Below are 13432 nucleotides of genomic sequence, written 5' to 3'. Positions count from 1 at the left end.
GCGCGGGGCGCACTCATATACGGACGCATACGTACATCGCCATGGACCTTGCCACCTTTCTCGTGCAGTGCCTGAACGCCGTCCAGTACGGGCTGCTGCTGTTCCTGCTGGCCTCCGGCCTGACGCTGATCTTCGGGATCATGGGCGTGATCAACCTGGCCCATGGCAGCTTCTACATGATCGGTGCCTACATGGCCTTTGCGCTGTCCCCGCTGCTGGGCCAGCACTTCATCACCATGCTGCTGGCCGGCGTGGCGCTGACCGTGGTGCTGGGCTATGCGCTGGAGTGGGCCTTCTTCAGCTACCTCTACGAGCGCGAGCACCTGCAGCAGGTGCTGATGACCTTCGGGCTGATCCTGGTGTTCGAGGAGCTGCGCTCGCTGCTGGCGGGCAACGACGTGCATGGCGTGCCGCTGCCCGGCTGGCTGTCGGGCAGCTTCTCGCTGGGCGGGCTCATGAGCTATCCGTGGTACCGGCTGTTCGCCTCGGGCGTGTGCCTGCTGGTGGCGCTGGCGCTGTACTGGGTGGTCCACCGCACGCGCCTGGGAATGATGGTGCGCGCGGGCGCCAGCAACCGCGACATGGTGCGCGGCCTGGGCATCGACGTGAAGCGCCTGTACCGCATCGTCTTCGCCATCGGCGTGGCGCTGGCGGCACTGGCAGGCATGATCGCCGCGCCCATGAGTTCGGTCTATCCGGGCATGGGCGGCAACGTGCTCATCATCTGCTTCGTGGTGGTGGTGATCGGCGGCATCGGCTCGATCACGGGCGCGCTGCTGGCCTCGCTGCTGGTGGGCTTTGTCGATACCTTCGGCAAGCTGTTCTTCCAGGAGCTCAGCGGCATGAGCGTCTACCTGCTGATGGCGGTGGTGCTGGTGTGGCGGCCCCAGGGCCTGATGGGGCAAAGGAGCTGAACAATGGCCGTATCCAATCCTTCTCCGGCGCTGCTGGCGGCCGCCGTGCAGCCCCTGCAGCCTGTGCAGCCCGTAGAGATGCCGCAGCGCGCCTGCCGATGGCAGGCCTGCGCCGTGCCGCTGGCCTGCGTGGCGCTGCTGGCACTGGCCGGCCCCTGGTGGTCGGACTATCTGTCGGGCCTGGTGGTCAAGACCATGATCCTGGCCATCTTCGCGCTCAGCCTGCAACTGCTGGTGGGCGGCACGGGCCTGGTGAGCCTGGGGCATGCGGCCTTCATGGGCCTGGGCGCCTATGCCGCCGTGCTGTCCGCAGGCAACGAAGGCGGCAGCCTGCCGGCCATGCTGGGCTGGGCGCTGCTGGCCTCGGGCGGCTATGCGCTGCTGGTGGGCCTGCTGAGCCTGCGCACGCGCGGCATCTACTTCATCATGGTGACGCTGGCCTTCGCACAGATGGCCTACTTCGTGGTCCACGACACGGGCATCGGCGGCGGCAGCGACGGCATCTACCTGATGGCCCGGCCCGCGCTGGGCGCCATCGACATGGAAATCCCGCGCGTGCAGTACTACGTGGTGCTGGCCGCCCTGGTGCTGGTCTATGCCTTCCTGGCCGGGCTGCGCCGGTCGCGCTTCGGCGCGGCGCTGGCGGGCATACGCGTCAACGAACAGCGCATGCGCGCGGCCGGCTTCACCACCTACGGGTACAAGCTCGCGGCCTTCGTGCTGGCCGGCATGCTGGCCGGCGTGGCAGGCTTTCTGCTGGCGGTGCGCGATGCCGTGGTCAACCCCGAGCTGCTGTCCTGGCACCACTCGGGCGAGGTGCTGCTGATGGTCATCCTCGGCGGCCTGGGCTCGCTGCGCGGCGCCGTGCTGGGCACGGTGGCCCTCGTCGCGCTCAAGGAGGTGCTGTCCACGCATGCCATCGTCGGCCCCATGGCCGACCACTGGCAGCTGAGCCTGGGCCTGGCCATCATCGTGCTCGTGGCCCTGCTGCCGAAAGGACTGATGGGGCTGATCGGGCCGGCGGGCCTTGCACGGCAACGCGCCGGAGTACACAACGAGGTCCACCACAAGGAGGCCGGACATGGCTGATGCGGCACTGCTTTCGGTGCGCGGCCTCACGCGCCGCTTCGGCGGGCTCACGGCCGTGGGCGGCGTGGACCTGGACCTGCACGAGGGTGAGGTCCACGCCGTGATCGGCACCAACGGCGCGGGCAAGTCCACCCTGGTCAACATGCTCTCGGGCGAGCTGGCGGCCAGCGCGGGGCGCATCGCGCTCGCGGGGCAGGACGTCACGCGCATGCCCCAGCCCCGGCGCGCGCGTGCCGGCGTGGGCCGCAGCTACCAGCGCACCACCATCTTTCCCGAGTTCTCGGCGCTGGAGAACTGCCGGCTCGCGGCCCAGGCGCAGATGGCGCTCAGGCCCTGGCAGCTGGGCCTGTCCGCACAGCGCTGCGCGGACAGCCTGCGCCAGGCCCATGCGGCCCTGGAGCGTGCGGGCCTGGCCGGGCAGGCCCAGGCCGTGGCCGGCACGCTGAGCCACGGCGCCAAGCGCCAGCTTGAAGTGGCCATGTGCCTGGCCACCGGCCCGCGCGTGCTGCTGCTGGACGAGCCGCTGGCCGGCATGGGCGCCGAGGAGACCGAGCGCATGCTGGCCCTGCTGCAGGAGCTCAAGCGCGGCCATGCGGTACTGCTGGTCGAGCACGACATGGACGCCGTGTTCCGCATCGCCGACCGCATCACCGTGATGGTCAACGGCAGCGTGGTGGCCACGGGCACGCCAGCGCAGATCCGTGTCGATCCCGTGGTCCGTACTGCCTATCTCGGAGAAGACGATGACTGAGCCCATGTTCGCCATCGACGAGCTGCATACCTACTACGGCGACAGCCACATCCTGCAGGGCGTGAGCCTGGCGCTGGGCGCGGGCCAGGCCGTGGGCCTGCTGGGGCGCAACGGCATGGGCAAGACCACGCTGATCCGCACGCTCATGGGCTATGTGCCCGCGCGCCGTGGCCGCCTGCGCGCCGATGGCCGCGACTGCACGGGCGCACCGCCCGAGCGCATGGCGCGGCTGGGCATTGGCTATGTGCCAGAGGGGCGCGGCATCTTCCCCAACCTCAGCGTGCGCGAGAACCTGGTCATGAGCGCCCGCCCCGGCCTGCAGGGCGAGCGCCACTGGACGCTGGAGCGCGTGCTCGACACCTTCCCCCGGCTCGCGGAGCGCCTGGCCAACGGCGGCGACCAGCTCTCTGGCGGCGAGCAGCAGATGCTGTCCATAGGCCGCGCGCTGATGACGCACCCGCGCCTGCTCATCCTCGACGAAGCCACCGAAGGCCTGGCCCCCCTGGTCGTCGCCGAAATCTGGCGCGTGATCGCCGCCATCCGCAGCACCGGCATCTCCACCCTGATCGTGGACCGCGACTACAAAAAGGTCCTGGCCCACACCGACCGCGCCGTGATCATGGCCAAGGGCCGGCTGGCGCTGCAGGCCGACTCGCGGGAGCTGCTGGCGCAGCCGGAGCGCCTGTCGGAGTTGCTGGGGGTTTGATCAGGGCTGGGCCGCCACTGGCGGCTGCGCCGCGAGCTTGACGTTCTGCGCATGCGTGGGCGGCAGCAGCGCCATGGTCAGGCTGCAGGTGCAGGTCAGGCGGCCGGTTTCGTCATGCAGTTCGATGGCCCAGACATGGGTGGTCTGGCCCAGGTGCACGGGGCGGGCCGTGCCCGTGACCCAGCCCTGGCGCGCGGCGCGCACATGGTTGGCCGAGACGTTCAGGCCCACGCTGCGCCAGCCATCGGGGATGGAGCAGGCCGCGGCCACCGAGCCCAGGGTCTCGGCCAGCACCACGTTCACGCCGCCGTGCAGGATGCCGTAGGGCTGGCAGGTGCGCTGGTCCACGTGCACGCGGCCGCGCAGGAAGTCGTCACCGATCTCGGTGAACTCGATGCCCAGGTGCGAGACGGCCGTGTCGGCGCTCAGCGAGGTGATGTCTTCAAGGGTGAAGCTGCGCTTCCAGATCGGCATGGGAGAAGTCCTGTGGGTGCAACGAAAAAGACGGCCCCGTGGGCCGTCCTTGCATGCTACGCCAGTCCAGGCAGCCATGCCGATGGCTGCCTGTAGCCCAGGAGACTGCGCGCTGGCGCGCTTGCGCGGTTCAGGCGCGCATGTCGCCCGTTTCGACAAAGCGCTGGTGCCAGCTCAGCGCTTCGCCCAGGATGTGCGGCGTGTGCAGCGCGCCCTGGCGCTGGGCGCGGTCGAAGTAGTCCTGCAGCTGGGGACGGAAGTCGGGATGGGCGCAGCGGTCGATGATGACTTGGGCGCGCTTGCGCGGCGACAGGCCGCGCAGGTCGGCCAGGCCCTGCTCGGTGACGATGATCTGCGTGTCGTGCTCGGTATGGTCCACGTGCGAGCACATGGGCACGATGCAGCTGATCTTGCCGCCCTTGGCCACCGAGGGCGTGACGAAGAAGGACAGGTAGCCGTTGCGCGCGAAGTCGCCCGAGCCGCCGATGCCGTTCATCATCCCCGTGCCCATGACGTGGGTGGAGTTGATGTTGCCGTAGATGTCGGCCTCGATCATGGAGTTCATGGCGATCACGCCCAGCCGGCGCACCAGCTCGGGGTGGTTGCTGATCTCCTGGGGGCGCAGGATGATGCGCTCGCGGTAGAAGTCGATGTTCTCCTCGAAGTCCCTGTAGGCGCTGCCGGACAGCGAGATCGAGGTGGCCGAGGCGCGGCTCATCTTGCCCGCGCGCAGCAGGTCCAGCATGCCGTCCTGCAGCACCTCGGTGAAGCCCAGCAGGTTCTCGAACGGCCCCGTCAGCAGGCCGGCCAGCACGGCGTTGGCCACGTTGCCCACGCCTGACTGGATGGGCAGCATCTCCTTGGGCAGGCGGCCCATCTTCATCTCGTGCGCGAGGAAGTCGATGATGGACGCGGCGATCAGGTTGGAGTTGGCGTCGGGCTGGGCGAAGACGTTGTCGCGGTCGCCCTTGTGGGTCTCGACCACGGCGACCACCTTGGCCGGGTCCACGCGCAGGTAGGGCTCGCCGATGCGGTCATCGGCATGGGTCAGGGCAATGGGCACGCGGCGCGGCGGGATGGCCGTGCCGTAGTAGATGTCGTGCATGCCTTCCATCTTGGCCGGCGGCTTGGTGTTGACCTCCAGGATCACCTTGTCGGCGATCTCCAGCCAGGTCTTGTTGTTGCCCACGGCGGTGGAGGGGATGAGGCGTCCGTCCTCGGTCACGCCCAGCACCTCGACCACGGCCACGCTCATGGGGCCCAGGAAGCCGAACCACGCATGCTGGGCCACGTGGGACAGGTGCATGTCGATGAAGTCGATCTCGCCGGCATTGATCCTGGCGCGGCAGGTCGGGTCGGTGTTGAAGGGCAGGCGCTGGCCCAGTGCGCCGGCCTCGGCCAGGGCGCCGTCCATCTCGGCAGCCGTGGAGGCGCCGGTCCAGACATTGATCTTGTAGGGCCGGCCGGCCGCGTGTTCGCTCTTGGCGTGCTGGGCGATGGCCTGGGGCAGGGCCTTGGGGTAGCCCGCGCCCGTGAACCCGCTCATGCCGACGTTGACGCCGTGGGGGATCAGGGCGGCGGCCTGCTCGGCCGTCATGGTGCGCGAAAGGAATTCTGGGAAACGTACGCGGTCTGCGAGGGACATCTATGGCTCCGGCTGACGGCTCGCGCCAGCCGGCAGGGTGCCGCAGCGCTGGCTTGCAAGCCTAAAAAAAACCGCCCCGTGCAAGAACGCAAGGGCGGTATATCTCCGGAAACCGATGGTAGCAGCGCTGGCAGCGGCCCTCGGGTTTCCCCGTAAAGGCCCTGCCGCGCAGTCAAAGGCTCAAAGAATGTTTGTGCGCGCTCACATTCAATGAATCAGCGGCTGATCGTCGCGTGCGTGATCCAGCAGCGCGTACAGGATGATGGCGCCGAAAGTCGCGGTCCCGATGCCGCCCAGCGCGAAGTCGCCGAACTTGAGCGTGAAGTCGCCCGTGCCCAGGATCAGGGTGATGGCCGCCACGATCAGGTTCTTGTTCTGCGAGAAGTCCACGCGGTTGTCCACCCAGATCTTGGCGCCGGCCACGGCGATCAGGCCGAAGACCACGATGGACACGCCGCCCATCACGGGCAGCGGGATCGCCTGGATCAGCGCGCCGAACTTGGGCGAGAAGCCCAGCAGCACGGCCAGGACGGCGGCCACGAAGAACACGGCCGTCGAGTAGATGCGCGTGGCGGCCATCACGCCGATGTTCTCGGCATAGGTGGTCACGCCGGTGCCGCCGGCCGCGCCGCTGACCATGGTGGCCACGCCGTCGCCGATGAAGGCCCGGCCCATGTACTGGTCCAGGTTCTTGCCGGTCATGGCGGTAACGGCCTTGATGTGGCCCAGGTTCTCGGCCACCAGGATGATGACCACGGGCACGATGAGCACCATGGCCGGGCCGCTGAACACGGGCGCGTGGAACTGGGGCAGGCCGAACCAGGCGGCATTGGCCACGCCCGACAGGTCCACGGGCTTGCCCATGCCCAGCACATTGGTGAACAGGCCGTACAGCAGGCTGGCGGCGATCAGGCCCACCAGGATCAGCAGGCGCTGCACCATGCCGCGCGTGAACACGGCCACCAGGCCCACGCAGACGAAGGTCAGGGCCTGCATCCACGACTCGAAGTTGTTGGCCGCCATGTTCTTGACGGGGATGGCCGCCAGGTTCAGCCCGATCACGGCCACCACGGCGCCCGTGACCACGGGCGGCATGAAGCGCTCGATCCAGCGCGTGCCCACCATCTGCACCACCAGGCCGATCAGCGCATAGACCGCGCCGCAGGCAATGATGCCGCCCAGCGCCACTCCGATGTTGCCGTTGGCGCCCTTGCCGCCATAGGCCGTGGCTGCGATCACCACGCCGATGAAGGCAAAGGACGAGCCCAGGTAGCTGGGCACCTTGCCGCCCGTGATCAGGAAGAAGATCAGCGTGCCGATACCGCTCATGAGCACGGCCACGTTGGGGTCGAACCCCATGAGGATGGGCGCCAGCACGGTGGAGCCGAACATGGCGATCACGTGCTGTATGCCCATCAGCCCGGTCTGGGGCCAGGGCAGGCGCTCATCGGGGCCGATCACGCCTCCCCGTTGCAGCTGGTCGGCGGATTTCTCCGTCCATTGGAAAAGGCCCATGTGGCATCGCTCCTTGTAAAAAATTGGCGCGATATTAGAGGCATTTGTTTTCTGGCAGGAGGGGGCGAGCGGAAATTTTTTCCCAGTGTTTGTGCGCAGATACGCGATCCGGCCCGCAGACTTTGTCGCCCAGGTGCCAGGCTAGTGGCTTTCCCGTCTGGGCTCGCGGGCAGCGCGCGCGTACCGTGGCCGGTCATGAGCCACACCCCTGCCTTCATCCCCCAGATCCGCCTGTACCAAGACTGGCTGCGCGAGCGCCACGGCCTGCAGTTCGACAGCTACGACGCGCTGTGGCGCTGGTCGGTGACCGACCTGGACGCCTTCTGGCAAAGCATCTGGGACTACAACGCGCTGCAATCGCCTACGCCGCACACGGCCGTGCTGGAGCGCAACACCATGCCCGGCGCCCAGTGGTTTCCGGGCGCCCAGATCAACTACACGCGCCAGGCGCTGCGCCATGTGGATGCCGCCCATGCGGCCGGCATGCCCGCCGTGGTCAGCCGCAACGAGACGGGCCGCCACCGCGAACTGTCCTGGCCCGACCTGCGCCGCCAGGTTGCCGCCCTGGCCCTGCACCTGAAGGCCCAGGGCGTGGGCCGCGGCGACCGCGTGGCTGCCTACCTGCCCAACATCCCCGAGGCCATGGTCGCCCTGCTGGCCACGGCCAGCCTGGGCGCCGTCTGGAGCATCTGCGCGCCCGACATGGGCACCAACGCGGTGCTGGACCGCTTTCGCCAGATCGCGCCCAAGGCGCTGATCGCCGTCGATGGCGTGCACTACGCCGGGCGCGATATCGACCGCATGGCCGTGCTGGCGGAGCTGCGCGCAGGCCTGCCCAGCGTGGAGCATGTGGTCCTTGTGCCCAACCTGGACCTGCAGGCCAGGCTGGCCGATGCCGCCGACTACGGCCAGGTCACGGCCCGCGACGACGCGGCCACGGCGGCCTTCGAGCCCGAATGGCTGCCCTTCGACCACCCGCTGTGGATCGTCTACTCCAGCGGCACCACCGGCCTGCCCAAGCCCATCGTCCACGGCCATGGCGGCATGGTGCTGGTGGCCCTGCAGCTCAAGGCCCTGCACAACGACGTGGGCTGCAGCTACCACCCCAACAGCTGGGGCGAGCGCTACCACTGGTACAGCTCCACGGGCTGGGTGATGTGGAATGCCCAGGTCTCGGGCCTGCTGGGCGGCACCACCTGCGTGATCTTCGACGGCAGCCCCGGCGGCAGCAAGGACAGGCCCGACTGGGGCGTGCTGTGGCGCTTCGCGGCCGAGACCGGCGTGACCAGCTTCGGCTCGGGCGCGGCCTTCTACGCCAACTGCATGAAGGCCGGCATGGACCTGGCCCAGTGCGGCGACCTGTCGCGCATCCGCAGCCTGGGCACCACGGGCTCGCCGCTGTCGCCCGAGGTGCAAAGCTGGGGCACGGCGCAGTTCGCAGGCATGGGGCGGCCTGACATCTGGTGGAACAACATCTCGGGGGGCACCGACTTTGCGGGCGCCTTCATCGGCGGCCACCGCGAACTGCCGCAGCAGCCGGGCATCATGCAGTGCCGCCAGCTGGGCGCGGCCGTGGAAGCCTGGAACGAGCAGGGCCAGCCCGTCATCGACGAGGTGGGCGAGCTGGTCTGCACCCAGCCCATCCCCTCCATGCCGCTGTACCTGTGGGGCGATGCGGACGGCAAGCGCTACCTGTCCAGCTACTTCGACATGTACCCGGCCGGCCATGGCCGCGCGCCCGGTGGCGGTGACGGCCCCGCCGCCATGGGCCCGGTCTGGCGCCACGGCGACTGGATACGCATCCTCCCGGACGGCGGCTGCATCATCTACGGCCGCAGCGACGCCACCATCAACCGCCACGGCCTGCGCATGGGCACCAGCGAGATCTACAGCGCCGTCGAGGCCCTGCCCGAAGTGCTGGACTCCATGGTCGTGGACCTCGAATACCTGGGCCGCGAAAGCTACATGCCGCTGTTCGTGGTGCTGCGCCCGGGCGTGGATCTGGACGACGCCCTGCGCGCGCGCCTGCAGGACGCCATCCGCCAGGCCCTGTCGCCGCGCTTCGTGCCCGACGAGATCGTGCAGGTGGCTGAGATCCCGCGCACGCTCAGCGGCAAGAAGCAGGAGCTGCCCATCAAGAAGCTGATGCTGGGCCAGCCGCTGGACAAGGTGGTCAACAAGGAGGCCATGGCCAACCCGGGCTGCCTGGACTGGTATGTGGGTTTTGCGGCGCAGCATGCCAAGGCACAGGTTGCCTGATATTCAAACGGTATCAGTGGCTCGGTTTTTAATATTGGACTGCGACAGACCGGCTGCCTAGAGTGGGGTCCAACCATGGAGCCCTGCAATGAGCGTGCTTGATTCCCTTGCCCTGACCCGCATCCCCGCCGAGGACGAAGCCCTGCGCGCCGAGGTGCGCGCCTTCCTCGCCCAGGCCATAAGCGGCCTGCCGCCCCATGTGCGTGCGCGCTCCTGGGGCGGCTACAGCGCCGAACTGAGCCGGCAGCTGGGCGAAAAGGGCTGGATAGGTGTCACCCTGCCGCGCGAGTACGGCGGTGGCGGGCGCAGCGCCTTCACGCGCTACGTGCTGGTGGAGGAATACCTGGCCTGCGGCGCACCCGTGGGATCGCACTGGATTGCCGACCGCCAGAGCGGCCCGCTGATCCTCAAGTACGGCACCGAGGCGCAAAAGCAGTTCTACCTGCCGCGCATCTGCCGGGGCGAGGCCTTCTTTTGCATCGGCATGAGCGAGCCCGGCGCGGGCTCGGACCTGGCCAGCGTGAAGACGCGCGCCGTGCCGAACGGCAAGGGCTTCGTGCTCAACGGCCAGAAGATCTGGACCACCAACGCCCACCACTGCCATTACATGATCGCCCTGGTGCGCACCTCGGGCGAGGCGGGTGACCGGCACAAGGGGCTGTCCCAGGTCATCGTGGACCTGTCGCTGCCGGGCGTGACCGTGCGGCCCATCACCGACCTCTCGGGCGACAGCCATTTCTGCGAAGTCTTCTTCGACAACGTGCAGCTGCCGCCCGACGCCCTGATCGGCCAGGAAGGCCAGGGCTGGGAGCAGGTCACGGCCGAGCTGGCCTTCGAACGCAGCGGGCCCGAGCGGCTGTTCTCCAGCATCGTGCTGTTCGACGAATGGCTGGCCTGGCTGCGTGCAACGGGCGAGCGCAGCGAAGGCGCGCTGCGCCTGGCCGGCCGCGTGTTCACCGAGCTGGCCCCGCTGCGCGCCATGTCGGTGGCCGTGCAGGACAAGCTGGTGCGCGGCGAAAGCCCCATCGTCGAGGCGGCCCTGGTCAAGGAGCTGGGCACGACGCTGGAGCAGTCCATTCCCGCCGCCATTGCCGACGACCTGTTCGCACGCGAGGCGTCCGAGGTTCCGCTGGAGCTGCTGCGCACCCTCAACTACGTGACGGAGGTGGCACCTTCGTATTCGCTGCGCGGCGGCACGCGCGACATCCTGCGCGGAATGATCGCGCGTGGCCTCGGCCTGCGTTGAATAAGGTTCCCCTTGAGTTGGGGCGCGCCAGTTTCAAACGGAACGCCCAAGGCCTGGCGTCATGTGTCATGAATGGAGAGAGACATGGAAGACGATTTGTTTGCCGATGCCGCACGCCAGCTGCTGCAGGGCGAGTGCACGCCCGCGCGGGTGCGCGCCATCGAGGCCGGGGGCTCGCCCCGGGCGCTGTGGCAATCGCTGGAGCAGGCCGGCTTTGCCGATGCCCTGGTGCCTGAGCACGCGGGCGGCGCGGGGCTGGCGCTGGCGCAGCTGTTCGATGTGTGGTCGCAGGCCGGCGCCCATGCGCTGCCCGTGCCGCTGGGCGAGACCATGCTGGCGCGCGCGCTGCTGGCGGGGGCGGAGCGTCCACCAGGCGCCATCGCGTTGGCGCAAGGCCTGCTCCAGCCGGATGGCAGCCTGCACTGCGCACCCGTGCGCCTGGGCGCGGTGGCGGACAGCGCGCTGGTGCAGCATGCGCAGGGCTGGAGCCTGCTGCCCGTGGCGCAGGCGCAGTCCGAGCCGGCGGCCTTCTGCCTGGACGTGAACCTGCGCTGGAGCGCCGATCAGGTCCGCGCAGCACCTGCTCCCGATATCGCCCTGCCGGATGGGCTGGACCTGCGCACGCTGCAGGCCGGCCTGGTGGCGGCGCAGCTGGCGGGCGCGCTCATGGAGGTGTTCCAGCGCACGCTGCAGTACGCGAACGAGCGCCAGCAGTTCGGGCGCCCCATCGGCAAGTTCCAGGCCATTCAGCACCAGCTGGCGGTGATGAGCGAGCATGTCTTCGCCGCGCGCATGGCGGCCCGGCTGGGCTGCGCGGGGCAGGGCATCTTCCCCGATCGGCTGCGCGTGGCCGTGGCCAAGGCGCGCTGCAGCCAGGCCGCGCTGGCCGTGGCCGAGGCGGCCCACGCCATCCACGGCGCCATGGGCTTCACCGAGGAATACGACCTGCAACTGCTCACGCGCCGCCTGCATGCCTGGCGCCAGACGGCGGGCTCCGAGTCGTACTGGCACGGTGTGGCAGGCGCCGCGCTGGTCCATGGCCACGCGGGCAGCACGCTGGACCTGATCCGTTCGACCACCGACATCACCGCATAAACCCTTGCTCAAGGAGTCTTCTCCATGTCCTTTCTGAACATCGCCCGCGACGGCGCCATCTGGACCCTCACCATGAACCAGCCCGAGACGCGCAATGCGCTCACGGGCAACACGGCCGTGGAGGAATTCGTGCAGGTCTGCGACGAGATCCGGCGCGACGCCTCGGTCAAGGCCGTCATCCTCACGGGCGCCGGCCCCATCTTCAGCTCGGGCGGCAACGTCAAGGACATGCAGCGCTTCTTCGACGACGCGCTCACGCCCGACGCCATCCGCGAGGAGTACCGCCAGGGCATACAGCGCATTCCGCGCGCCCTGACCCAGCTGGACGTGCCCGTGATCTGCGCCGTCAACGGCCCGGCCATCGGCGCGGGGCTGGACCTGACCTGCATGTGCGACATCCGCATCGCCAGCGAGACGGCCACCTTTGCCGAGAGCTTCGTGCGCGTGGGCATCGTGCCGGGCGACGGCGGCGCCTGGCTGCTGCCGCGCGCCGTGGGCCGCGCCAAGGCGGCCGAGATGGCGTTCACGGGCGAGGCCATCGACGCGCAGCAGGCCCTGGCCTGCGGCCTGGTCAGCCGCGTCGTGCCGGCGGACCAGCTGCTGCCCACGGCACGCGCGCTGGCCGACAAGATCGCCGCCAACCCCGGCGCCGTGATGCGCATGACCAAGCGCCTGCTGCGCGAGGGCGAGCACAGCACGCTGGAATCGCTGCTGGAGCTGTCGGCCGGCTACCAGGCCCTGGCCCACAAGACCGCCGACCACCGCGAGGCCGTGATGGCCTTCGTGGAGAAGCGTAAGCCCCGGTTTCAGTGACCGGGCCTGCCCGGCCCCCGCCACGGGGGCATGGGCCGTGTGTGACACAACACAAATGGACACTCCCCGGTGCCGGCCTCCCGGCGGGAGTGGGCGCCCATGTACTGCACACACAGTACACTTTGCGCGTCGAGAGGCAACTCTCCCATCCACCGCACTCCCAGTCCCATGGCCGTTGAAACGACGAGTACTGCCCGCCCCAGCTTCGACCTCAAGAGCGCGCAGCTGCCCGTGGTGGCCGTGGCCCTGCGGGACACCGATGTCAGCGTGCTCGTGGCCGACCTGGCCCAGCGCCTGGCCGACGACCCGGATTTCTTCGACAACGACCCCGTGCTGATCGACCTGGCCCATGTGCGCGAGGCCGAGGAGTCCATCGACTTCGCCGTGCTCGTGGAGGCGCTGCGCTTTCACCGCACCGTGCCCGTGGCCGTGCGCGGCGGCAGCCCCGCCCAGATGGAGGCGGCGCGCGCCGCAGGCCTGGCGCCCGCGCCCGAGGCCGCACCCGTGCGGCCCACGGTGCCCGAGATCGAGATCCAGGAAGTCGTGCGCGAGATCGAGGTGGTGCGCGAGGTGCCTGCTCCCCAGGCCGACGCTCTCATCGTGGACAAGCCGCTGCGCTCGGGCCAGCGCGTCTATGCGCGCGGCACCGACATCGTGGTGCTGGCCATGGTCAGCTATGGCGCCGAAGTCATCGCCGACGGCAATGTCCATGTCTACGCGCCGCTGCGCGGCAGGGCCATCGCCGGGGCGCGCGGCAACACCGAGGCGCGCATCTTCAGCACCTGCATGGAAGCACAGCTGCTGTCGATTGCCGGCATCTATCGCACAATCGAGACCGATCTCCCGGCGGATGTGGCCGCCAGGCCCGCCAAGGTACGTCTCGACGGCGAGAAAATCCTCATCGAGCCGGTATGACACCGGACCC

12 protein-coding genes are annotated in these 13432 nt (G+C 69.1%); 9 read left to right on the top strand and 3 right to left on the bottom strand.

All coding sequences use genetic code 11. From position 1 onward, the window contains the following. Positions 1 to 41 precede the first annotated feature (41 nt). The 4 genes from ACF8ME_RS08190 to ACF8ME_RS08175 are packed head-to-tail and all read left to right on the top strand — an operon-like array spanning position 42 to position 3460. On the top strand, positions 42 to 914 hold the full coding sequence (locus ACF8ME_RS08190) for a branched-chain amino acid ABC transporter permease (RefSeq protein WP_017405698.1): 873 nt from the start codon (positions 42 to 44) through the stop codon (positions 912 to 914). A 3-nt stretch (positions 915 to 917) separates the two neighbouring features. After that, positions 918 to 2003, top strand: coding sequence for a branched-chain amino acid ABC transporter permease (locus ACF8ME_RS08185; protein ID WP_392416008.1), 1086 nt, complete (start codon positions 918 to 920; stop codon positions 2001 to 2003). Next, positions 1996 to 2754, top strand: coding sequence for an ABC transporter ATP-binding protein (locus tag ACF8ME_RS08180; RefSeq protein ID WP_203400203.1), 759 nt, complete (start codon positions 1996 to 1998; stop codon positions 2752 to 2754). Before ACF8ME_RS08185 ends, ACF8ME_RS08180 begins: the two co-directional genes overlap by 8 nt. Continuing rightward, positions 2747 to 3460, top strand: a complete 714-nt coding sequence (locus ACF8ME_RS08175) for an ABC transporter ATP-binding protein (protein ID WP_392416007.1) — start codon at positions 2747 to 2749, stop codon at positions 3458 to 3460. Before ACF8ME_RS08180 ends, ACF8ME_RS08175 begins: the two co-directional genes overlap by 8 nt. On the opposite strand, the gene ACF8ME_RS08170 is transcribed toward ACF8ME_RS08175, so the two are convergent. The 3 genes from ACF8ME_RS08170 to ACF8ME_RS08160 all read right to left on the bottom strand — a co-directional run bounded on the left by ACF8ME_RS08170 (position 3461) and on the right by ACF8ME_RS08160 (position 7094). Then, entirely contained in the window at positions 3461 to 3934 is a 474-nt protein-coding gene (locus ACF8ME_RS08170) for a hotdog fold thioesterase (protein WP_017405693.1), read from the bottom strand. Positions 3935 to 4064: 130 nt separating this feature from the next. Next, positions 4065 to 5579: an acetyl-CoA hydrolase/transferase family protein gene (locus ACF8ME_RS08165; protein WP_012202025.1), complete on the bottom strand. Its 1515-nt coding sequence runs from the start codon at positions 5577 to 5579 to the stop codon at positions 4065 to 4067. 207 nt (positions 5580 to 5786) lie between these two features. Beyond that, entirely contained in the window at positions 5787 to 7094 is a 1308-nt protein-coding gene (locus ACF8ME_RS08160; RefSeq protein WP_392416005.1) for a solute carrier family 23 protein, read from the bottom strand. Between the two features lie 195 nt (positions 7095 to 7289). On the opposite strand from ACF8ME_RS08160, the gene ACF8ME_RS08155 reads away from it, so the two are divergent. From ACF8ME_RS08155 to minC, 5 genes are all read left to right on the top strand, one after another. Then, a complete protein-coding gene (locus tag ACF8ME_RS08155; RefSeq protein ID WP_392416003.1) occupies positions 7290 to 9353 on the top strand; it encodes an acetoacetate--CoA ligase in 2064 nt (687 codons plus the stop codon). An 88-nt stretch (positions 9354 to 9441) separates the two neighbouring features. After that, positions 9442 to 10599: an acyl-CoA dehydrogenase family protein gene (locus ACF8ME_RS08150; protein ID WP_392416001.1), complete on the top strand. Its 1158-nt coding sequence runs from the start codon at positions 9442 to 9444 to the stop codon at positions 10597 to 10599. Between the two features lie 84 nt (positions 10600 to 10683). Then, complete coding sequence (locus tag ACF8ME_RS08145; RefSeq protein ID WP_392415999.1) at positions 10684 to 11694, top strand: acyl-CoA dehydrogenase family protein; 1011 nt, start codon at positions 10684 to 10686, stop codon at positions 11692 to 11694. A 24-nt stretch (positions 11695 to 11718) separates the two neighbouring features. Then, positions 11719 to 12507 (top strand): crotonase/enoyl-CoA hydratase family protein, encoded by a 789-nt coding sequence (locus tag ACF8ME_RS08140; RefSeq protein ID WP_034365864.1) that lies wholly within the window; start codon positions 11719 to 11721, stop codon positions 12505 to 12507. 168 nt (positions 12508 to 12675) lie between these two features. After that, positions 12676 to 13422: a septum site-determining protein MinC gene (minC, locus tag ACF8ME_RS08135; RefSeq protein WP_392415997.1), complete on the top strand. Its 747-nt coding sequence runs from the start codon at positions 12676 to 12678 to the stop codon at positions 13420 to 13422. Positions 13423 to 13432: the final 10 nt, after the last annotated feature.

This window comes from Delftia sp. WSY_7, from assembly GCF_043104845.1.
GTDB classification, from domain to species: Bacteria; Pseudomonadota; Gammaproteobacteria; order Burkholderiales; family Burkholderiaceae_C; genus Comamonas; species Comamonas tsuruhatensis.
The sequence above is the reverse complement of the archived record's forward strand: the minus strand, read 5'-3'. Positions and strand labels throughout refer to the sequence as shown.